Source organism: Limnobacter parvus (genome assembly GCF_024623725.1).
Taxonomy (GTDB): Bacteria; Pseudomonadota; Gammaproteobacteria; order Burkholderiales; family Burkholderiaceae_B; genus Limnobacter; species Limnobacter parvus.
Genome location: NZ_JANKHG010000017.1, coordinates 518,414 through 539,782 on the forward strand (window position 1 = coordinate 518,414; position 21,369 = coordinate 539,782).

22 protein-coding genes are annotated in these 21,369 nt (G+C 51.3%); 15 read left to right on the forward strand and 7 right to left on the reverse strand.

All coding sequences use genetic code 11. The annotated features are described in order from the left end of the window. Positions 1 to 5: 5 nt before the first annotated feature. From NSP04_RS09540 to NSP04_RS09555, 4 genes are read left to right on the forward strand one after another with little or no spacing between them, the layout of a single operon-like run. A complete protein-coding gene (locus tag NSP04_RS09540) occupies positions 6 to 2,945 on the forward strand; it encodes a molybdopterin-dependent oxidoreductase (protein WP_257512098.1) in 2,940 nt (979 codons plus the stop codon). Between the two features lie 25 nt (positions 2,946 to 2,970). Next, the gene (fdh3B, locus tag NSP04_RS09545) at positions 2,971 to 3,573 is read left to right on the forward strand and encodes a formate dehydrogenase FDH3 subunit beta (protein WP_159570467.1); all 603 of its coding nucleotides are present in this window, start codon (positions 2,971 to 2,973) and stop codon (positions 3,571 to 3,573) included. Between the two features lie 2 nt (positions 3,574 to 3,575). Beyond that, positions 3,576 to 3,839: a hypothetical protein gene (locus NSP04_RS09550; protein ID WP_257512099.1), complete on the forward strand. Its 264-nt coding sequence runs from the start codon at positions 3,576 to 3,578 to the stop codon at positions 3,837 to 3,839. A 12-nt stretch (positions 3,840 to 3,851) separates the two neighbouring features. Next, complete coding sequence (locus NSP04_RS09555) at positions 3,852 to 4,928, forward strand: formate dehydrogenase subunit gamma (protein WP_257512100.1); 1,077 nt, start codon at positions 3,852 to 3,854, stop codon at positions 4,926 to 4,928. Here NSP04_RS09555 and NSP04_RS09560 read toward each other — a convergent pair. The 5 genes from NSP04_RS09560 to NSP04_RS09580 form a co-directional block, all read right to left on the reverse strand. Continuing rightward, positions 4,925 to 5,662, reverse strand: a complete 738-nt coding sequence (locus tag NSP04_RS09560; RefSeq protein WP_257512101.1) for an iron-containing redox enzyme family protein — start codon at positions 5,660 to 5,662, stop codon at positions 4,925 to 4,927. The two genes, NSP04_RS09555 and NSP04_RS09560, sit on opposite strands and share 4 nt — an antisense overlap. Next, positions 5,637 to 6,626 carry a radical SAM family protein gene (locus NSP04_RS09565; RefSeq protein ID WP_257512102.1) on the reverse strand — a complete coding sequence of 330 codons (990 nt, stop codon included), beginning with the start codon at positions 6,624 to 6,626 and terminating at the stop codon, positions 5,637 to 5,639. The genes NSP04_RS09560 and NSP04_RS09565 overlap by 26 nt, the downstream gene beginning before the upstream one ends. Then, positions 6,623 to 7,741 carry a radical SAM protein gene (locus NSP04_RS09570; protein ID WP_306815307.1) on the reverse strand — a complete coding sequence of 373 codons (1,119 nt, stop codon included), beginning with the start codon at positions 7,739 to 7,741 and terminating at the stop codon, positions 6,623 to 6,625. The genes NSP04_RS09565 and NSP04_RS09570 overlap by 4 nt, the downstream gene beginning before the upstream one ends. Positions 7,742 to 7,782: 41 nt before the next feature. Further along, entirely contained in the window at positions 7,783 to 8,007 is a 225-nt protein-coding gene (locus tag NSP04_RS09575) for an aroma-sacti cluster domain-containing protein (RefSeq protein ID WP_257512103.1), read from the reverse strand. Between the two features lie 230 nt (positions 8,008 to 8,237). Continuing rightward, positions 8,238 to 11,213 carry an Rne/Rng family ribonuclease gene (locus tag NSP04_RS09580; RefSeq protein ID WP_257512104.1) on the reverse strand — a complete coding sequence of 992 codons (2,976 nt, stop codon included), beginning with the start codon at positions 11,211 to 11,213 and terminating at the stop codon, positions 8,238 to 8,240. 418 nt (positions 11,214 to 11,631) lie between these two features. Between NSP04_RS09580 and NSP04_RS09585 the strand changes: the two genes are divergently transcribed. Genes NSP04_RS09585 through NSP04_RS09600 form a run of 4 tightly spaced genes read left to right on the forward strand, consistent with a single transcriptional unit; the run spans position 11,632 to position 14,637 of the window. Further along, positions 11,632 to 12,639, forward strand: coding sequence for an RluA family pseudouridine synthase (locus tag NSP04_RS09585; RefSeq protein ID WP_257512105.1), 1,008 nt, complete (start codon positions 11,632 to 11,634; stop codon positions 12,637 to 12,639). Beyond that, entirely contained in the window at positions 12,636 to 13,298 is a 663-nt protein-coding gene (locus tag NSP04_RS09590; protein WP_257512106.1) for an HAD-IIIA family hydrolase, read from the forward strand. The genes NSP04_RS09585 and NSP04_RS09590 overlap by 4 nt, the downstream gene beginning before the upstream one ends. A 2-nt stretch (positions 13,299 to 13,300) precedes the next feature. Continuing rightward, the gene (locus NSP04_RS09595) at positions 13,301 to 13,678 is read left to right on the forward strand and encodes a Rieske (2Fe-2S) protein (RefSeq protein ID WP_257512107.1); all 378 of its coding nucleotides are present in this window, start codon (positions 13,301 to 13,303) and stop codon (positions 13,676 to 13,678) included. A 2-nt stretch (positions 13,679 to 13,680) separates the two neighbouring features. Then, positions 13,681 to 14,637, forward strand: coding sequence for a S49 family peptidase (locus NSP04_RS09600; protein ID WP_257512108.1), 957 nt, complete (start codon positions 13,681 to 13,683; stop codon positions 14,635 to 14,637). Positions 14,638 to 14,956: 319 nt separating this feature from the next. On the opposite strand, the gene NSP04_RS09605 is transcribed toward NSP04_RS09600, so the two are convergent. Then, positions 14,957 to 15,652, reverse strand: coding sequence for an SAM-dependent methyltransferase (locus NSP04_RS09605; RefSeq protein WP_257512109.1), 696 nt, complete (start codon positions 15,650 to 15,652; stop codon positions 14,957 to 14,959). Between the two features lies 1 nt (position 15,653). Further along, positions 15,654 to 16,235: a Maf family protein gene (locus NSP04_RS09610; protein WP_257512110.1), complete on the reverse strand. Its 582-nt coding sequence runs from the start codon at positions 16,233 to 16,235 to the stop codon at positions 15,654 to 15,656. 74 nt (positions 16,236 to 16,309) lie between these two features. On the opposite strand from NSP04_RS09610, the gene NSP04_RS09615 reads away from it, so the two are divergent. The 7 genes from NSP04_RS09615 to acpP all read left to right on the forward strand — a co-directional run bounded on the left by NSP04_RS09615 (position 16,310) and on the right by acpP (position 21,305). Then, positions 16,310 to 16,900, forward strand: a complete 591-nt coding sequence (locus NSP04_RS09615) for a YceD family protein (RefSeq protein WP_257512111.1) — start codon at positions 16,310 to 16,312, stop codon at positions 16,898 to 16,900. 24 nt (positions 16,901 to 16,924) lie between these two features. Next, positions 16,925 to 17,107: a 50S ribosomal protein L32 gene (gene rpmF / locus NSP04_RS09620; RefSeq protein WP_257512112.1), complete on the forward strand. Its 183-nt coding sequence runs from the start codon at positions 16,925 to 16,927 to the stop codon at positions 17,105 to 17,107. A gap of 66 nt (positions 17,108 to 17,173) precedes the next feature. Next, complete coding sequence (gene plsX / locus NSP04_RS09625; protein WP_257512113.1) at positions 17,174 to 18,256, forward strand: phosphate acyltransferase PlsX; 1,083 nt, start codon at positions 17,174 to 17,176, stop codon at positions 18,254 to 18,256. Beyond that, positions 18,256 to 19,233, forward strand: coding sequence for a beta-ketoacyl-ACP synthase III (locus tag NSP04_RS09630; RefSeq protein WP_257512114.1), 978 nt, complete (start codon positions 18,256 to 18,258; stop codon positions 19,231 to 19,233). Before plsX ends, NSP04_RS09630 begins: the two co-directional genes overlap by 1 nt. A 37-nt stretch (positions 19,234 to 19,270) precedes the next feature. Continuing rightward, positions 19,271 to 20,215 carry an ACP S-malonyltransferase gene (gene fabD, locus NSP04_RS09635; RefSeq protein WP_257512115.1) on the forward strand — a complete coding sequence of 315 codons (945 nt, stop codon included), beginning with the start codon at positions 19,271 to 19,273 and terminating at the stop codon, positions 20,213 to 20,215. A 14-nt stretch (positions 20,216 to 20,229) separates the two neighbouring features. Beyond that, complete coding sequence (gene fabG / locus NSP04_RS09640) at positions 20,230 to 20,982, forward strand: 3-oxoacyl-ACP reductase FabG (RefSeq protein WP_257512116.1); 753 nt, start codon at positions 20,230 to 20,232, stop codon at positions 20,980 to 20,982. Positions 20,983 to 21,065: 83 nt separating this feature from the next. Beyond that, positions 21,066 to 21,305, forward strand: coding sequence for an acyl carrier protein (acpP, locus tag NSP04_RS09645; protein WP_257512117.1), 240 nt, complete (start codon positions 21,066 to 21,068; stop codon positions 21,303 to 21,305). Positions 21,306 to 21,369 lie beyond the last annotated feature (64 nt).

A 21,369-nucleotide genomic window follows, 5' to 3' on the forward strand; every position in this document is an offset into this window, starting at 1 on the left:
CCAGGATGTTAAAGAGAAGAGAAGAAAAGACAGTGGCCAAAGTGATTCCGAATCACAACCACAGCCTGCTCAATAAAATTGGGTCACGCTTGGGCGCCACGATGGACCGTCGGTCATTCCTGAAGCGCTCAGGCATTGGTGTGGGTGCAGGTGCCGTTGCGGGCAGCCTTCCATTTGGCATGGTTCGCAAGGCCGAAGCCGCTGCCGAAGGCAGCACCGCTGGCGGCACAATCGAAATTAAACGCACGATTTGTTCACATTGCTCCGTGGGTTGCGCCACCGATGCAGTAGTGCAAAACGGCGTGTGGGTTCGCCAAAACCCTGTGTTCGAAAGCCCGATCAACCTGGGCGCACATTGTGCCAAGGGCGCAGCTTTGCGTGAACACGGCCATGGCGAACACCGCTTGAAATACCCCATGAAGCTGGTGGACGGCAAGTACCAGAAAATTACCTGGGACGAGGCGCTGGAAGCGGTCAGCAAGAAAATGATGGAATTGCGCGAGGCCAATGGCCCCGATTCCATTTTTGTAATTGGCTCTTCAAAGCACAGCAATGAACAAGCCTACTTGATGCGCAAGTGGGTTTCTCTCTGGGGTTCAAACAACACTGACCACCAGGCGCGTATTTGCCATTCCACGACAGTGGCTGGCGTTGCGAACACCTGGGGTTATGGCGCAATGACCAACTCCTACAACGACATGCAGAACACGAAGTGTGCGTTGTACATTGGTTCTAACGCAGCTGAAGCACACCCTGTATCCATGTTGCACATGCTGCATGCCAAGGAAACCGGCGCGAAGATGATCGTGGTCGATCCACGCTTTACACGCACCGCAGCCCGCGCTGATGAGTACGTTCGAATTCGTTCAGGTTCAGACATTCCATTCCTGTTCGGCATGTTGTACCACATCTTCAAAAATGGCTGGGAAGACAAAAAGTACATCAATGACCGTGTTTACGGCATGGACCAGATCAAGGCTGAAGTGATGGCCAACTGGACCCCCGAGAAGGTTGAAGAAGCCTGCGGCGTGAATGAAGCCCAGATGTACAAAGTCGCAGAAATGATGGCCAAAGCCAAGCCAGCAACCATCGTGTGGTGTATGGGCCAAACCCAGCACAGCATCGGTAACGCCATGGTACGTGCATCTTGCATTTTGCAGCTTGCACTTGGTAACGTGGGTGTATCTGGCGGTGGTGCGAACATTTTCCGTGGTCACTGTAACGTACAGGGCGCGACCGATGTAGGTCCAAACCCAGATTCGTTGCCCGGTTACTACGGTGTTGCCGAGGGTTCATGGAAGCACTGGTGCCGCGTGTGGGATCTTGATTATGAATACATTAAGAGCCGCTACGCCGAAGGGATGAGCACCAAGGCCGGCATGACAGTTTCCCGCTGGGTAGACGGTGTACTTGAAAACCCCGAGCTGATTGATCAAAAAGCTGGCAATTTGCGTGGCCTGTTCTTCTGGGGGCATGCACCCAACTCGCAAAGCCGTGGTTTGGACATGAAGAAAGCCATGGACAAGCTGGATTTGTTGGTGATCGTGGACCCCTATCCAACAGCAGCTGCCGCTATGGCAGCAATGCCTGGCGACCCCGCTGGTTTGAACCCAAATCGTGAAGTGTATTTGCTGCCTTCAACCACTCAGTTTGAATCGTCAGGATCGATCACAGCATCCAACCGTTCGATTCAGTGGCGCGAGAAAGTAATTGAGCCCTTGTATGACAGCCGCAACGACCACATGATCATGTATCAATTGGCCGAAAAGCTGGGCTTTGCTGCGGAATTGACTAAGACCTTGACCATGGTCAAAGGCAAGGGCGGCATGATGGAACCGGAAATCGAATCCATTTTGCGTGAAATCAACAAGGGCACGTGGACCATCGGTTACACCGGCCAAAGCCCAGAGCGCTTGAAGCTGCACATGAAAAACATGCACACCTTCAACGTTCGTACATTGAAAGCCGAAGGCGGTCCATGTGATGGTGAATACTTCGGCCTGCCATGGCCATGCTATGGCAACGCAGACGCCAAGCACCCAGGTTCACCCAACCTGTACCAGACCGACAAACACGTGATGGATGGTGGCGGCAATTTCCGCGCCAACTTTGGTGTTGAGAAGGACGGTGTTAATTTGTTGGCTGAAGACGGCTCCCATTCTTTGGGTGCGGAAATCACCACAGGTTACCCAGAATTTACCGCCGACATGGTCAAGCAGATGGGCTGGTGGGATGATCTGACCGAAGCTGAAAAAACCGAAGCTGAAGGCAAAAACTGGAAGACCGATCTTTCTGGTGGCATCCAGCGTGTGGTGATGAAGCACGGCTGCCATCCGTTTGGCAACGCCAAGGCCCGCGCCGTGGTGTGGAACTTCCCGGATCCAGTGCCCAAGCACCGTGAGCCGATTTACTCGACCAAGCCTGATTTGGTCGCCAAGTACCCTACACATGACGACAAGGCTGGCTTCTGGCGCCTGCCAACCCTGTACAAGTCACTTCAGGAAAAGAATGCCGACATCGGCAATTCTTTCCCCTTGATCATGACTTCAGGTCGTTTGGTGGAATACGAAGGTGGTGGTGAGGAAACACGTTCCAACCCATGGCTGGCGGAACTTCAACAAGACATGTTTGTTGAAATCAACCCGGTTGCGGCAAACGACCGTGGCATCAAGCATGGCGATCAGGTTCGTGTCACTACACCGACAGGCGCAAAAATCCAGGTTCAAGCCTTGGTTACACGCCGCGTGGGTCCAGACACTGTGTTCCTTCCATTCCACTTCTCTGGACATTGGGAAGGCAAGGACATGATCGACAGCTATCCGGAAGGCGCAGCACCAATCGTGCGTGGTGAAGCAGTGAATACTGCAACTACTTACGGTTACGACAGCGTCACCATGATGCAAGAGACGAAGACCACCGTATGCCAAATCGAAAAGTTGGCATAAGCACTAATGCAAAGGAGATAAGAAAATGGCACGTATGAAGTTTCTATGTGATGCCGAGCGTTGCATTGAGTGCAATGGCTGCGTCACCGCCTGTAAAAACGAGCACGAGGTGGCATGGGGCATTAACCGCCGCCGCGTTGTAACGATTAATGATGGCGAACCCGGAGAGCGTTCAATCTCCGTAGCCTGTATGCACTGCTCAGATGCGCCTTGCCAGGCTGTCTGCCCTGTGAATTGCTTCTACAAGACCGACGAAGGTGTTGTGTTGCACGACAAGGACCTGTGTATCGGTTGCGGTTACTGCTTCTATGCTTGCCCGTTCGGCGCACCACAGTTCCCTCAGGAAGGTGCTTTCGGTCAGCGCGGCAAAATGGACAAATGCACATTCTGTGCAGGCGGTCCTGAAGAAGACGCTTCTGAAGCCGAGTTCGAAAAGTACGGTCGCAACCGTCTTGCCGAGGGCAAGCTGCCACTGTGCGCGGAAATGTGTTCAACCAAGGCCTTGTTGGCTGGTGACGGTGACGTAGTCTCCGACATCTTCCGCAATCGCGTGGTTGTTCGTGGCAAAGGCGCTGAAGTGTGGGGCTGGAGTTCTGCTTATGGTCAACCTGCCAAGGAGGGCGCGTAATTATGGCGCTTCGCAGCAAGTTGATTCTGTCTGGGGCAGTTTTCGGTCTTGTGTTGGCTGCTGGCTGTTCACCTCTGGAAGATGCCAATGAAGGCAAGGGGTACGCAGGCAAGGCCGATACACCCGCGTATGAAACTGGTGGCGGTGAATACACCGCTGGCGGCTTCAAGGCGGGTGACAAGCAAGGCTGGTCAGACACCCTGAACAACCGAGCCAAGGCACAGAACGAATATGTTCGCACTGGTGATTCGGCAAAGGCCCAATAAGGAGAGTCAATCATGACACATTCAACCATTCGGGCCGCTGCACAGCCTGGCTTGAACAAGGCCCTTGTGGCTTTGTTCATGGCCATGGTGTTGGCAGTTTGCTCACTTTGGTCGGCGGGGGCCATGGCGCAAGATGCAACTGAACGCTCGCAAGCGCAAGTTCAGAAGCAACAAACGCAGCCCCTGAATAACGCACCGGTTTGGGAAGGTGTTGCGTCGGGTGAGTCTTTCACCACCGTAACAAAAGGCCGTGAAACCGGGGTGTTGATTAACAAAAGCGGTGAAACATGGCGCATGATCCGCAATGACTGGATTTCTTACTATGGCGGCTGGGCCGTTGCGTTGGTTTTCCTGATTATTGTGGGTGCTCATTTGGTAAAAGGCCCTGTAAAATTGCCCGAGCCACGTACCGGCAGGCTGATTGAGCGTTTTACGTCTGCAGAACGTGTGGCCCACTGGACCATGGCATTCAGTTTTGTGGCGTTGGCAATCACCGGCTTGTTGTTGATGTTCGGCAAATATGTGTTGGCACCATGGATGGGGCTTACCCTCAATTCATGGCTGGCATCCATCAGCATTGTGATTCACAACTTCGTGGGTCCTTTGTTTGCAGTTAGCGTCATCGTGTTCTTCATCATGTATGTGAAAGACAACTTGCCCGAGAAGAATGACATCGAGTGGCTGAAGAAAGGTGGTGGTTTGTTCGGGCATGCGCCAGCGGGTCGCTTCAACATGGGCGAGAAAATCTGGTTCTGGGGCGGCGTTACGGTACTTGGCATTGTGGTGTCCGTAACAGGCTTGATCCTCGACTTCCCCAACTTTGACCAGGGTCGCGTGTTGATGCAGCAGTCGCATGTCATTCATGCAAGTGCAGCCATGTTGTTCATGATCATGTCCATGGGGCACATCTACATCGGCTCTGTTGGCATGGAAGGTGCCCTCGAAGCCATGCGTGATGGTTACGTGGATGAAACATGGGCTAAGGCGCATCACGACGCTTGGTACGAGGACATCAAATCAGGCAAGATTTCGCCTGTGCGTTCGAAAGAGGGTGCTACTGCAATGGGTTCACAGGTAATGGCTCGCTAAGATGAGTTTTTAACCTTGTGTATTCCCCAAGGAAGATTAAAAACCCGCTCAGCAATGAGCGGGTTTTTTTTAGACCGGCTCCGAATTGCGCTTAACACACTCACACCACTTTGTAGCGTGTGCAAACCGCTGACCCCAACAGCGACTTCCTCTCGAGTTTCCAGATTAAGCTGGTCTATTAAGTCCAGAATCTCTATTTTGTGCTTTAGGTCGAGCACCTCATGGCGCGCTATGGCACTGAAGGCCTTGCTCGGAAAGCCAGTTAATTTGGCCAAACGTTTGGAAAATCCTGCGGGTGGATGATTTATCTCCAGAGCGGCAATGTGCCCCATGATCATCACAGGATGGTGGTGAATAATCCAGTAATATTGAGCGCCAACCATGGAGGCCACTTGGCAAGATGGAATTTTGGAAATTAAATACTCTTTCCTGCCACCCGTGGCTTCATAGTCATCCATTAACCACTGATCGTGGCCTTTTTCCTCTTCAATGTGTTTGTCCAGGTAATCCACCAAGGTTCTTCGAAAGGCGCAAGATTCCGACAATTTGCTGGCTGCCAAAGCGGCTGTTCTCATGAGGGAAACGCCGCTTCGCACCACCATGTGCATCTGCTCCAAATACAAGGGATAAATTTTCCTGACATTCGGAGAAGACCACAGTTTTTCAGCCGCTTCTTGCATGGCTGGTCGCAATAACTCCAGTTTTTCTTCAAGTCGAGTGGATGTGGTGTTCATCGGCTTCTCCCAGTTCGGCGATTGCATGGATTAATCGATCAGTTGGAGGCAAGGCTGGAAATTTTTTCATGATCTCCCAGCACAATTGGCAGGTACTTACGTACTTTTGTTTATTCAGCGAGTCCAGTCGAGGGTGTATCAGCAATTGCCCAAGACCCACCCCGGCAACACAGCGCATCAATGGATCATGTTTGTAGCGAACCAGTATTTCATCCAGATCATCACTGCTTCTTGCTTTTGAACGAAACCTTTGGGGACCATGTCCCATGATGATTTCTTCGTTGCAGCAGGAAGTGACGATGCCGTCATACCTAACCACCGGTGTAATGGCCAGGGCGCAACTACCAACTGAAGCGGCCGGAGTGGCTGGCCTGAAGTTGAAAATCTGTTTGCCTCGACCATTTTGAAGTGGAACGATAGGAACAATCTCGGCAAAACTGGTGAAATCTGTCTTGAATGCCTTGTGCAGGATATCCGACGCCTGTTTAACATCCAAAGTTTGAACAACAATATGTGCCCCTGCGTCCGCGATCTGGCACGCAGCGTGAGTGAAATGTTGTACCGGAACCCCAGCTTGATGGAATGAATCAGTACTCAAATAAATGGTGCTGCACTTTTTCAGCACATCGGTAATCCAGCCTGGGGGTTTTGAAGCCTTAGCCCACACCCCACTTGTATAAATCACAATCGATTTGCCACATTCATTGAATTTCGAACACGCTAATGTCAACCCCCGTCGCTCTGCAAATGGCTCCCCGCCAGAGATCCCGACCACCTCAATTTTTTCTTGTTGGCATATTCCAGTTAAAAGCGCATCGAATAAATCGTAATCGGAGATGACCGGACCATCTGACCGCGAATCCACCGAGCAGTGGGCGCAATTCACCGGGCAACGGTCTGTGATGAACAGCAACAGCGAGGAACCTGGCATGCGTCGAATACGCTCAATGTCATCATGATTCATTGGCGAGAACCCAACAAAACCAGTTCAGCGAATCGCGGGTGACTGTATCGCTTTGCAAATTGAACAGCACCCATTTCGACTTGCATTTGAGTGACGGAATCGCTCAATACTTTCGATCCTGGTTTTCTCATGTGGGTCGACACGAGATTTTGCAGCGCGATTTTTGTTTCCAGACTAATGCACGAGTTGCAATAACCCACGCATGCGGACCCGGCTTTGCCAAAGCTACTCTGCAAGTATTCCGGTCCGTATGTTCTCAAAGCAGAGGGCATTGTTCCGCCGATGCACCTTGCCTGAATTTCCGGCCAAGTGTCGGTTCGAATGTCACCGAGCCGAAGATGCGATGGCACACATCCAATTAAATCATCGTTTCCACAGACCGCCACCACACCATCAAAACCGACCACAGGCCAGGCGGCCATGGTGCACGGATTAGCCCTGGGTTTATCAAGTTTCGAAACCACCCTGATCACAAAGGCTTTTGCACGTCCAAACGGAGAAAGCGTGTTGACCAGCATCGGAATTCGATCGCCGAAGTGTTTTTGAACGTCATGAACCAAATCATCCAGATAAGGGTCATCATTGCTTCGACCAGCAATGTGCATGCTCATCGATATGCCGTCATCCAGCAGACGGCCAATGACCTTGAAGACATTGGATCGTGAAACTTCTCTTTCGTGAAATTCATCCATGCTGACCGAAAAATGATCGACTGCATCGATTGCCGCCTTTACCGATCTGGAAATGCTGGTTTTTCGAGCGAAAAACATGCCGGATAGTACGCTTGATTTGGTGCCTGATTCCCTTGCCTTGACTGCAAGCTTTCTAACCAGTTGAGGGCGCAGTAGAGCTTCGCCGCCCGACATGGCCATGAATTTTGGATGCGATTTGACGGAAAAGGTGTCCACGAACCGGGTGTAAAGTTCGGCTGGACTCTCTTCGCTGTCCATTGACGAATTGGTTGAGCAATGCGCGCAGCTTAAAGGGCATTTTCTGGTGATTCCGATCGATATTCCTGCTGCCGGTACCGCTCGATTTGCAAGCATTTCAGCTAGATGCATGGTGGTTGACGTCCATGAAACAAAGCAATCAATGGGGGGCATTGATGCAGTCATGCAGACAATGCCCTCAAGTTACTGCAGTTGCTGCTGGAGTTTTACCAGACGAAGCCGCCCACTGTGTCGGCAGCTCGCTTGATTTTTTCATCCAGACCAGAATTCAACTTCAACTTGATACTGCTGAGCACAGCGAGTTCATCGTCGTCCAGCAATGCAACCTGCGCTTTCAAATTGTCACTGAGCGCATCCATTTGAAATACAACTCCCGAGGACCGAATACGCACGGCCCTGGCTGAAGACATACTTGCTTTTTCATCTGACATAACAACCTCCTTTTTAGGTGGTTGACCGGCAGATCCTGAACTCAATCTGACGATCAATGCATTGGAGATCAATGCCAAACAACTTTTACGCCTGCGCTTTTTCGGGGTCAAAAACAAACTCAATTCTGATTTAAGCGCATGTTCTTGAAAGCAAATAAGAAAAGCCCGCGGAAAGTACTTTCCACGGGCTTGGTTTTTACAAAACGAGAGTTCGTCTAGCGTGAGCTGGATTAGTTCGAGCTGTTTCGGAACTCGGGTTTGGTTTCAACCAACACCAGGTTCTCGCTTGCAATTTGAACAACTGGCTTGCGTTCACGCGGAACGCGGGCTGCTTTGGGTGCAGCCTTTAAACTTGACTGAACCACATTCCATTTGTCTTGGTCTGTTTCAACCCACAACATGCCCGCGTTACCAAGCATTTGCTCTAAGCCAGCTTTGTCCAGCTTGGGCGTCGTGCTTATCGCTGTTGTGTAGACCAACGGAGCGGCGTCCTCCTTGGCTGTTGCCTCTGCCACTTGTTCCGGGGGTGCTGGTACAGCAGCAGTCAAAATTTCATGATCTGTCGCTTCAGGTTCGGCCACAGGCTCAATCTTGTTTTCAACCTTGTTCTCATCAATTGTCTGTTCCACTGCTTCGGTGTGAGCAACTGCAGCGATTACCGACTGTACTGATTGAACATTCGATTCATCAGGGTTGTTTTCCGTTGATCCCATCTGCGTGGGTTCAGCTGGAAGTCCCATTTCCGAGACGTTCAACCCGGTGGATGCGTTAACTGGTGATGCGTAATCACGGGTATCACCGATTTCCAAGTTGGCATTTTCGACATTTTGAACAATTTCGGTGCCTTCAGTTGCTTCTGCAACCCCCAGTACTTCACGTCCTTCACGGTTTCCACCCCGACCCCCGCGACCACGACGACGTCTGCGGCGTGGTTCGTCACCACCAGCTTCTTCGTCGCTGCCGTAGGACATCGTTTCGGCAAGCTTGTTGGCCAGCTCTTCATCATCGGCTGCATCTGCCGCTTGGAAGGCATCTTCAGATTGTAGCGCTGACTGCTCCATGGCGGAGCCAGCTGCCATTTCGCCTTCGCCTTCACCGGCGCCCCGACCACCGCGACCACGGCGACGTCTGCGGCGACCCCCCGTGCGTTCGCTTTGTTCCGCCGTGTCAGCCGCTTCACTGGTTGCCGCTTCTACAGCAGCCAAGGGCTTGACCTCAAGAACTTCCGCACCAGCCGTGCGTTCGTCGCGTGGCTTGCCACGACCGCCACGGTTCTGTTGTGAAGAACGTGGTTGTTGAGCGTCGCCTGCTTTTACTTCATCACCAGCACCAGTTGTCGCCTCGTCTTCACGACCACGACCACCACCGCGGCGGCGATTGCGCCCGCGTCCGCCGCGTGAGTCGTTGCGATCACCTTGTGGGCGACCTTGTCCACGACCACCACGTTCACCGATTTTTTGATCGATAACCACTGCTGGTACTTCGGGGGCTGCGCTGCCTTTAAACCATGCGATGATTTTTTGGATGAAAGTAGGGCCTGCCACTGTTGCTGCAACTGCAACTTCAGTTTTTGGCTTGCGTTCTTGGTGGGGCGGCGCAGGTTGGGTAGGAATTACGCCTTTGATCACTGCTTCCTGGCGTTTTACAGCTTCACCTTCTACTTTCTTTTCGTAGTAGTTTTGCTCTTCTTTGGGCGTTGCCAGTTCAAAGCTTTGACGTGTGTCTTCCAGACGCTCATCATCGTGACGCAGGCGCGTGATCTCGTAGTGCGGCGTTTCCAAATGTTTGTTTGGAATCAAGAGCACATTCACCTTCAAGCGCGCTTCCAGCTTGTAAATCTCTGAACGCTTTTCGTTCAGCAGGAAAGTGGCCACATCAACTGGCACTTGCGTGTGTACGCTGGCTGTGCCTTCTTTCATGGCTTCTTCTTGCAAAATACGTAGTACATGCAAAGCCGTGCTTTCGGTGTCGCGAATTACGCCAGTGCCATTACAGCGAGGGCAGGTTGTGTGGGAACCTTCGTTCAGGGCGGGGCGAATACGCTGACGGCTTAACTCCATCAAGCCGAAACGGCTGATCTTGCCCATTTGCACGCGCGCACGGTCAAAATGCAGGCTGTCTTTAACCCGGTTTTCAACTTCTTTCTGATTGCTGGCTTTTTCCATGTCGATGAAATCGATCACGATCAAGCCGCCCAGGTCACGCAGGCGCAGTTGGCGAGCCACTTCTTCAGCGGCTTCCAGGTTGGTGCGCAAAGCGGTGTCTTCAATGTCGGTTCCGCGGGTAGAGCGTGCCGAGTTTACGTCGATCGACACCAATGCTTCAGTGTGGTCGATTACGATAGCGCCGCCTGAAGGCAGGGGAACCATCCGGCTGTATGCGGTTTCAATCTGGTGTTCAATCTGGAAACGGCTGAACAGCGGAATGTCGTCGCGATAACGCTTCACCAAGTTCATCATGTCAGGCATCACGTGTTGCATGAATTGCTTGGCTTGGTCGTAAATTTCATCGGTGTCGATCAGTACTTCACCAATGTCTGGGCTGAAGTAGTCGCGAATGGCACGAATTACCAGGCTGCTTTCCTGATAAATCAGGAATGCGCCATTGGCTGACTTGCCTGCGCCATCAATCGCTGTCCACAGCTGAAGCAGGTAATTCAAGTCCCACTGCAGTTCTTCAACTGAGCGGCCAATGCCTGCAGTGCGGGCAATAATGCTCATGCCCTTGGGGTAATCGAGCTTGTCCAGCGCTTCACGCAGTTCCTGGCGCTCTTCACCCTCAATGCGACGGGAAACACCACCACCACGCGGGTTGTTGGGCATCAACACCAAATAACGGCCTGCCAGTGAAATGAAGGTGGTCAGGGCTGCGCCCTTGTTGCCACGTTCTTCCTTTTCAACCTGAACAAACAGTTCCTGGCCTTCTTTGACAACGTCTTGAATGCGGGCTTTGCCGGCTTCTACGCCTTCTTTGAAGTACTGACGGGAAATTTCCTTGAATGGCAGAAAACCGTGACGGTCTTCGCCGTAGTTGACGAAACAGGCTTCCAGACTGGGTTCTACTCGGGTAATGATCCCTTTGTAGATGTTGCTTTTCCGTTGTTCACGGCCAGCTGTTTCAATGTCAATGTCGATAAGCTTCTGGCCGTCGACAATCGCGACCCGCAACTCTTCAGAATGAGTTGCGTTAAATAACATGCGCTTCATGCACACTCCAATGGCACCGTAGTGCGAAAAGAGATGCTGAAAAAGCGGAAGGAGCAAAGAGAATCAACAACGAACACAACAAAGCGCCACCCGGCTTAAGCAAGGGCGGCGATTATACTAAGGCATTGATATTTAATAATAAATATTGGTTCAAATTTCACCTGGTGAGGTGGGCCTGCGTCGTTCTTGTTAGTACCCAGCGCTTCTAGTGCGCGCTGGTGCGTAAAATTCTTTGTTTCCAGCTTCAGGCGGGCTAAAAGCCGCGCGCCTCTTTTTCAGCCATCATTGCCACCATCCAGGGTAGGCGGCACACCCACTAAATAAAACCGCGGTGGGGCGTATCCAGAAGTCTATTCGGACGCTTCCCAAGCGATAATCCGATTATATGCTGAACCCGCCCAATTGGTAAAACAAAGAATTGAAAACACAGGAAAAACCCAATCCCGACAGGGCTGTTCTGATCGAAATTGACGAATCACATCAAGACCAGCGTCTCGATAATTTTCTGTGCAGCCTTTGCAAAGGTGTGCCCAAAAGCCACGTATTCCGGATAATCCGGTCTGGCGAGGTGCGAATCAACCGCAAACGGGCAGAAGCCAAAACCAAACTTTGTATCGGTGATGTGGTTCGTGTTCCACCCATTCAGGTGTTGGAAAAACAAAGCTTTGAATTCATTCCATCAAGTAGCACTTTAAGTAAAGTACAGCTTTTGAAATCGGCTGCCGACATTCCGATTTTGTTTGAAGACGATCACCTTCTGGTTGTTAACAAGCCTTCGGGTATGGCGGTACACGGCGGCTCAGGTTCGTCCTTTGGTTTAATTGAATGTATTCGGGCGCTTAGAGCGGAAACTCATAAAGATCTCGAGCTTGTTCACCGGATTGATCGTGAAACGTCAGGAATTTTGATCGTCTCAAAAAAACGCAGTGCGCTCAGAATATTACAAGAACAACTTCGAGCGCGTTCCTGGAAGAAATATTATCAAACCCTGGTGTTGGGAAACTGGCCTTTGTCACTGAAGCAGGTTGATTTGCCTTTGCTGAAAACGAATACTGGCGAGAAAGAGGCCCGGGTTTTTGTAGATGAAAGCGGCGACAAGGCATGTACCAAATTCAAGATTATTCAAGCATATAAATCAGCTTATTCGAGCTTTACTTTAATTCAGGCGCAAATTTTGACTGGGCGAACGCATCAAATACGGGTCCACACCAGTGCCAACAAGTTTCCAATTGCTGGTGATGATCGCTACGGCAATTTCGAGATGAACAAGCAGTTGGCCAGGAACGGCCTTAAACGCATGTTTTTACACGCAGCCCGCTTGCAGTTGATACACCCAGCCACAAATGAAACTATAGTACTAGAGGCGCCATTGGCGCCTGAATTGGCCAGTTTTTTAAAATCGTTACAGGCAGTTGACAGCAAATGACTTACAAAATGGTGGTGTTTGATTGGGATGGCACCATACTCGACTCAACCGGTGCAATTACCCGTTCTATTCAACGTGCATGTGTAGACGCAGGCTTGCCCGACCCGGGTGAGGAAATCGCTTCTTATGTCATTGGTTTGGGATTAAGCGACGCGTTGCGCCATGCCGCACCTGGCGCAAGTGAAGATCAAATCGCCTTGCTTGTTCAGAGTTACCGCACACACTATTTAAGTAAAGACCATGAACTTGAGCTGTTCACTGGCGCCATTCCTTTGTTGAAAGAACTCAATGACATGGGTGTAATTTGCACAGTGGCCACTGGCAAAAGTAGGCATGGACTGAATCGGGCCATGTCCAATTCCGACACGGCGAAGTATTTCTTGGGCTCGCGTTGTGCTGACGAATGCCACAGCAAGCCACACCCGCAAATGATTCTGGAATTGATGGACGAGTTCAACACCGACCCATCGGATGTTGTCATGATCGGCGATACGACTCACGACTTGAATATGGCGAAGGCTGCTGGCGTACAAGCCTTGTCGGTTCAAACTGGTGCACACCCACCCAAATTGTTGAACCAAGTGCCGCATCTGCAGTCTTTCAGGTCAATCAATGAACTGGCACCTTGGCTTATTCAAACCATTTCTTCCAAGCTTTAATCATGCAACAACTTCAAGTATGCAAATCAAGCGACCTTGAAGAGGGCGGTACAGGTTACCGCTTCAAGGTTTTGTACAATGGTGAAGAAACCACCGCATTTGTGGTGCGTGTTGATAACCAAGCACGCTGTTTCCTGAACCGCTGCTCCCACGTACCAGTGGAACTGGATTGGAATTACGGTGAATTTCTCGATGATTCTGGTCGAATTGTCGTTTGTGCCACCCATGGCGCCAGCTACGACGCCACCGACGGTAGCTGCCTGGGTGGCCCATGCGACGGCAACCCACTGGTGCGATTAAACATTGAAGAGAAAGAGGGTGCAGTGTTCTGGACCCCCTCCGAACTAATTACAGTGCCTGCTGACGGTATTGAGGATTAAAAATGAGCGACGAAAACACGCAGTGGGAGCGCAAGCTGCTCGAAAAACTGGCCTCAGAGGCCCTGGTAGAACAACGACGCAAGCGCCGGTGGGGAATTTTCTTCAAGCTGATCGGATTCGCATACATTGGCATTGTGATCGCATCCTTAATGGGATTGATCAATGGACCCAGCCTGGAGGTAAGTCGCCACACTGCGCTTGTGGACCTTGAGGGCGTGATTGCAAGTGACACAATGGCCAGTGCGGACCGCATTAATTCGGGCTTGCGAAGCGCCTTTGAAAGTGAAAGTTCAGCGGGGGTTATTTTGCGGATCAACAGCCCGGGGGGCAGCCCTGTTCAGGCAGGCTTGATTAATGATGAAATCAAACGCCTGCGTGCAAAGTATCCAAACAAGCCTTTTTATGCAGTAGTTGAGGAGGTGTGCGCTTCGGGTGGCTATTACGTGGCAGCCGCTGCGGACAAAATTTACGTTGACAAAGCCAGCTTGGTTGGTTCAATCGGCGTTGTCATGAACGGTTTTGGCTTCACCGGCACCATGGAAAAATTGGGCGTGGAGCGTCGTTTGATCACCTCAGGCGACAACAAGGGCTTTTTAGACCCATTTAGCGAGGCAGATCCCTATCAGACCGAGTTTGCCAAGCAAATGGCCGAGGAAATTCACCAGCAGTTCATTAAGGTGGTGAAAGATGGTCGAGGCGATAAACTTGCTTCAAACCCCGAGCTTTTCAGTGGTTTGGTGTGGACGGGTGAAAGAAGCGTGGAACTTGGCCTGGCCGACGCGTTGGGCTCGATTGATACCGTAGCTCGTGATGTAATAAAGGCCGAGAACATTCTGGACTACTCTGAGCAAGATTCATTCGCTGAACGCTTCGCCGAGCGAGTAGGGGTTGTGTTTGGTCAGGGTGTGCGAAGCGTGTTTCCTGAGTTTGGCGCAAGCCAGCGACTGGGCTTTCAGTAAATTGCTGCGAGTTTTCGCCCGGTCGGCGAGGGTTCTGGCCCATTCGGCGCGGGTCCAACGCGCTCGGTAGGCTCGGGTGTTAATTGCCCGAATCGGCGCGAATCCCAACGTTTCGCCTAAAAACCTGTTGATCCCTCTTCGAAGTTCACACTGACTCATCTTTCTCGACAAAACAGATGGTCGAGAAAGATGTCGGCTATCTGTTTTGCCGAATTCTTTGAGCAAGGGCGAACATCAAAAAGGGATCAAGCGGTTTTTAGTGCGGAACAAGTGAACCAACGCCGGGTTGGCGTACCACTCTCACCGACTTGGCAGCGAATCAGCTGGCGAGCCACAAAAACAGGCAGGGCGCTTTCCCTGGTGATGGCGGCTGCTTTTTCCATTGCTCAACAGTTTGCGTGTGAATATGTTGCTCATCACCTGTTAAGTCCCAAGCAACACACAACAAGGTGTCGCTTGAAAGCTGTTTGAGCAATGCTTCAATCAGCTTTTCATTGCGAAACGGCGTTTCAATCACAATCTGAGTGCATTTTTGGGCTTTGGATTCTTTTTCGGTTTGTTTAATCCAGGTGTCGCGCTGAGCGGGCTCCAAGGGTGGGTAGCCATAAAACCGAAAGTTTTGTCCATTCAAACCACTGCCCATTAGCGCAAGCAAAATGGAACTTGGTCCAACAAGTGGATACACCGGGCAGGCCAGCTTGTGCGCCAAAGCGACAATCTCTGCGCCTGGATCCGCCACACCCGGGCAGCCTGCGTCGCTCATTATTGCGATTGGTTCTCCCGCTTTGGATTGCTCGATAAACTTTTTGCGTTGTTCGGCATCAAGTTGAGCAATTTCAAAAATTCCTAGATCGCGAATAGCAACCGGCATATTGAAATGGCTCAACGCCGCTCGAGCAGGTTTTGCGTTTTCAACCAACCAAACTTTGCATTGCTGTACCTTGGGCAGGTCAGCAGCCAGCACGGGAAGTTTTGGTGTTTTTTGGCTAAGGGGGCTGGGTACCAAATAGAGCATGTCAGGGCAGGGTCACTTCAAATTGTCGAAGGGCATTGGCCACTTCAATTAAAGGCAAACCGATTAAAGCGGTTGGGTCGCTTGACTCAATTCGTTTCAACAGTGAAATACCAAGTCCTTCGCTTTTGGCGGAGCCTGCACAGTCGTAAGGTTCTTCGGCAATCAGGTAGCGCTCAATTTCTGCTGAGTTCAGTTCTCTGAACTCAACTGAGGTAGGTACCGTGAACTCAATGGTTTGTTTGGTTTCAATGCAACACACGCAAACGGCAGTATGAAATACGATGGTTTTGCCGCTCATGCTTCGTAGTTGTGCACGTGCGCGGTCATGCGTGCCAGGCTTGCTAATGGCGACGCCATCTACATCGGCCACTTGGTCTGAACCTATCACGACTGATGCTGGGTGTTCAGCCGCAATAGCCAGCGCTTTTTCACGTGCCAGTCGCTGGCACGTGTCCAAAGGCGTCTCATTGGGTTTGGTTGACTCATCAATCTGAGGTGACTGGCAACGAAAATTTATTTGCAGGCGGGCTAAAAGCTCGCGGCGGTATTTGGAACTGGATGCTAAATACAGGGAACGAGTCATGGTTGGGGTGTGCTGGCTTTGACAGAATACTTTAAGCAGAGTATTATCGCGCGTTTCCTGCTTTTCTTATCTGCATGCGCCAAAAAGGCCCACTAAAACAGTTTGATGAATTCGACGCATGGTCGTTTTCTCGCTTGGGCGAACGCATTGGCAGCGATGAAGTGAAGTTTGACTTCCCAAGGCTGGCCGAAGACGAAAACATTGTTTCAAGCACGGTAGAGTTCTGGGAAGTGTCTGCGCGTGTAAATGCCAAGTCTGAAAGCGTGGTCCGGTTCAAAGGCCGGTTCAATGCTGAACTTTCTTGTGTGGTGTGTGGTTCTGGCGTTGAATACGCCATTGATTTTGAACGTCATTTGGTTTTAGTGACCTCCGAGGCGCAAGCCGACGCATACGATGAAGAGACGTTGGATGAGCACACTGACGTTGTTGCATGCCCGGGTGCGATAAACTTACGAGATTGGCTTGAAGACGAAATATTACTGGCCTGCCCGATGTTTCCCAAGCATGACGCCTGCGCTGAAGAAGCTGGGCGAAGCTGGCGGGAAGAGGGTGATGGCGAAGAGAATACTGATGAGTCCCAGGATGACACTGCTGGTGGCCCTACACAGGAAGTACAGCGTCCCTTTGCCAACTTGAGCGATTTGCTCAAGGGCAGCAAGAAGTAACACCTTTATACATGGAGCTCTAAAATGGCTGTTCAACAGAACAAAAAATCACCTTCCAAGCGTGGCATGCACCGCTCGCACCAGAACCTGACTGCACCGACCTTGTCGGCTGACTCATCTTCTGGCGAAATTCACTTGCGTCACCACATCAGCCCCAATGGCATGTACCGTGGCAAGAAAGTTGTAAAAACAAAAGCTGACGAGTAATTTATTTACAGCTCAACAAGGCAACTGCAGTCATGTTGCCATGAAAACCAAAAGGTCTAAGAACGGATGGTTCGCATAGCGATTGATTGCATGGGTGGAGACCACGGATTGTCGGTCACCATCCCGGCCTGTTTGCGCTTTATCAAGCTGCATCCCGATGCTCAGCTTGTGCTGGTTGGTAAGCAGGTTGAAATTGAAGCGGCTTTAACCAAGAAAAAAGCCTTGGAGCATCCCCAGATCACCATTCGTCACGCCAGTGAAGTGGTTGAAATGGACGAGCCGCCCGCTCAAGCCCTACGCAACAAAAAAGACTCGTCTATTCGAGTGTGTGCCAACCTGGTGAAAGACGGGTTGGCGTCTGCGTTCGTCAGTGCGGGTAATACAGGTGCATTGATGGCCATTTCGCGCTTCGTGCTTAAAACGCTCGACAGCATTGACCGCCCAGCGATTGCATCTGCTTTGCCCAATATGAAAGGCAAGGGCACACTGATGCTTGATTTGGGTGCCAATGTGGATTGCGAGCCCACTCACCTTTTTCAGTTTGCCGTCATGGGCTCAGCGTTCGTGAAGGGCACTGAAGGAATTGAGCGCCCAACCGTTGGCTTGTTGAACATTGGCGAAGAAGTAATCAAAGGCAATGACGTGGTGAAAAAAGCCTCGGAGTTGTTGCGTGCAAGCGATTTGAATTTTTACGGCAACGTAGAAGGCAATGACATATACAAAGGCACCACCGACGTAGTGGTGTGCGATGGTTTTGTTGGCAATGTTGCCCTGAAAACCTCTGAGGGCCTGGCTCAAATGCTGGGCGATATAATAAAGACAGAGTTCAAGAGAGGCCTGTGGCCCAAAGTGGCTGCAATATTTGCAGCGCCAGTGTTGCTTCGATTTAAAAAAAGGGTGGACCACCGCCGCTACAACGGAGCTGCATTGCTTGGGCTTAAAGGGATTGTGATAAAAAGCCATGGCTCGGCAGACGCCTATGCCTTTTCCTATGCGATCAAGCGAGCTTACGATGCAGCCAAAGGCAATCTGCTGGACGGTATCAGGCTCACGATGTCACATTACGTGCCGCTGGCCGCTCCGGCGGCCGAAAGCGCAGGAGAAGCCGCATCTGTTGTAGTCGCGGTGAAACCAGACCAAGTGAATTAATGTCTCCTTATAGTGCAATCCTTGGCACAGGCGCAAGCCTGCCAAGGCGTGCGGTTTCAAATCAAGAATTAACTGAGTTCCTGGCCGCCAAAGGCGTAGAAACCAGTGCTGAATGGATTGAAACGCGCACTGGTATCCAACAAAGATACCTCTGTGAACCTGATGAAACCAACAGCCAAATGGCGACCAAGGCCGCTTTGCGGGCTCTGACTGCTGCCAGCTTGTTGCCAGATCAAATCGACCTCATCATTCTTGCCACTTCAACTCCTGATCAGGTGTTTCCATCCACCGCTTGCGCAGTTCAAGCGGAAATTGGCGCTAAAAACGCCATGGCTTTCGATATTCAGGCCGTGTGCAGCGGCTTCGTGTATGCGCTCACCGTGGCCGATTCAATGATTCGCGCCGGGCAAGCCCGCAACGCATTGGTGATTGGCTCTGAGGTGTTCAGCCGTTTAATGGACTGGCATGACCGAACCACTTGCGTGTTGTTCGGAGATGGCGCGGGTGCGGTGGTTTTACAAGCCAGTGAAGCGCCAGGAGTAATGGGTTGCAAATTGCACTCAGATGGCACTTTGAGCGGTATATTGAATGCAAACGGTCGCATTGATGGTGGGAAAATTGTGGGCGACCCGTTTTTGCGTATGGACGGGCAGGCTGTTTTTCGCCAAGCCGTGTCTGTGCTGGGTAACAGCGCTCTGGAATTGTTCGAAAGCTTGAGTTTCAAGCTAGAAGATCTTGATTTCCTCGTGCCACATCAGGCCAACGTGCGGATTTTGCACTCCGTTGCCAAAAAATTGAAATTGCCTGAAGAACGCGTGGTGATCACGGTGGGTATGCACGGCAACACCTCGGCAGCCTCCGTTCCGCTGGCATTGAACCACGCTGTGGAACAAAAACAGATTAAAAAAGGCCATAACGTGCTCTTACAAGGTGTTGGAGGTGGTTTTACATGGGGCAGTGTGCTCGTTCGCATGTAAAATAGCGCAAATTGCAAATTAGACGAACTCCTCGAAAATGACAAAAAAAATCGCCTTTCTGTTTCCAGGGCAAGGCTCCCAATCAGTTGGAATGCTGAATGCATTTAAAACCAACGCTTCTACAGCCAGCTTGTACACAACAGCTGGGCTTGAGGCCCAACAGGCTTTGGGGCAGGACCTTGGCTTGTTGATTGAAAATGGTCCCGCTGAATCCCTGAATTTGACCGCGAACACCCAACCCGCCATGTTGATGGCCGATGTGTTGGTGCTTCGCGCATGGTTGGCTGCGGGTGGTTCTGCACCAAACCTGGTTGCTGGGCATTCTTTGGGTGAATATGCAGCATTGGTTGCTGCGGGTGTTTTCAGTTTGTCCGAAGGGCTTGGCTTGGTTCGCATTCGTGCGCAAGCCATGCAGGAGGCAGTGCCTGTTGGGCAAGGCGGCATGGCTGCCATTCTGGGCCTTGCCGATGAACAAGTGAAAGAAGCGTGCCGCCAGGCCAGCGTAAATGGCGAAGTGGCTGAAGCAGTGAACTTCAATGCGCCAAGCCAGGTTGTTATTGCAGGCAGTGCGCAGGGCGTGAAAACTGCCTGCGAGGCTGCGAAAGCCTTGGGCGCCAAGCGTGCTCTGGAATTGCCAGTTTCCGCACCGTTTCATTCCAGCTTGATGAAACCCGCAGCGGTGAAGCTTGCCGCCGCCTTGGCGAACACTAAATTTGAAACACCAGCATTGCCTGTGTACAACAACATTGATGTGGCTGTAGAATCCGACCCCGAAAGAATTCGTGATGCGTTGGTGCGGCAGGCTTATGGGCCCGTTCGGTGGGTTGAAACCATTCAGGCCATGACCGCCGCTGGAACCACGCTGTTTGTAGAATGTGGTCCAGGCAAAGTATTGGCGGGTATGGTCAAACGAATCAGCGATGTGCCAGTTGTCAATATTTTCGATCCAGACAGCATTCAAGCAGCTCTTCACGCTGAATAAATAGGACAAGAGACATGTCATTGTTTGATTTAACAGGAAAAATTGCCTTGGTCACTGGTGCCAGCCGTGGCATTGGCCGTGAAATCGCCGTTACTTTGGGCAAAGCAGGTGCCACCGTGGTGGGTACTGCTACTTCTGAAGCCGGTGCTTCTGACATTTCCGAAGGCCTGAAGGCCGCGGGTGTGAAGGGTTTTGGCGCCGTGCTGAATGTGACTGATTCGGCCAGCCTTGAGCCCTTGTTTGTGCGGATCGCCGAGGAGTTGGGTACGCTTGCCATTTTGGTGAACAACGCAGGTATTACCCGCGACCAGCTTTCCATGCGTATGAAAGACGAGGATTGGGATGCGGTGATTGCTACCAATCTGTCGTCGGTGTTCAAGCTGTCCAAGCTGGCCATGAAACCCATGATGAAAGCCAGGACCGGCAGAATGATCAATATTACGTCGGTGGTGGGCACAAGCGGTAATGCCGGGCAGGCAAATTATGCTGCTGCCAAGGCAGGCGTGGCCGGAATGACAAAAGCGCTGGCACGTGAACTGGGAAGTCGCAATATCACGGTAAACTGTGTTGCGCCCGGATTCATCCAAACTGACATGACCGATTCCCTGTCTGAAACGCAGGTGGATCAGTTGAAGCAACAAATCCCGCTCGGCCGCATGGGGCAGGTAAGCGACATTGCTGCGGCAGTGTTGTACCTGGCCAGTGATCAGGCGGGGTATGTAACTGGAACCACATTACATGTAAATGGTGGAATGTGGATGGGCTAATAGCAAGGCATTTAGAATATGATCTGTCATATCGCTTTGCTATTCTCACTCGATTTTTATTAAAAACCCACGGAGGCTCCGTAATGGAAAACATTGAACAGCGCGTTAAGAAGATTGTGGCCGAGCAACTCGGCGTTAAAGAAGAGGAAATTAAAACTGAATCTTCTTTCGTAGATGATCTCGGCGCTGATTCCTTGGACACAGTGGAATTGGTCATGGCTTTGGAAGAAGAATTTGAAACAGAAATTCCAGACGAAGAAGCAGAAAAGATCACCACAGTTCAACAAGCGATTGACTACGTTAAGACAAACTCTAAGTCTTAATGGCTGAATTTGAAGGGTCGTCGGGGCGGCTTTTGCTGCGCCGGCCCCTGTCAAATCAGGCAAA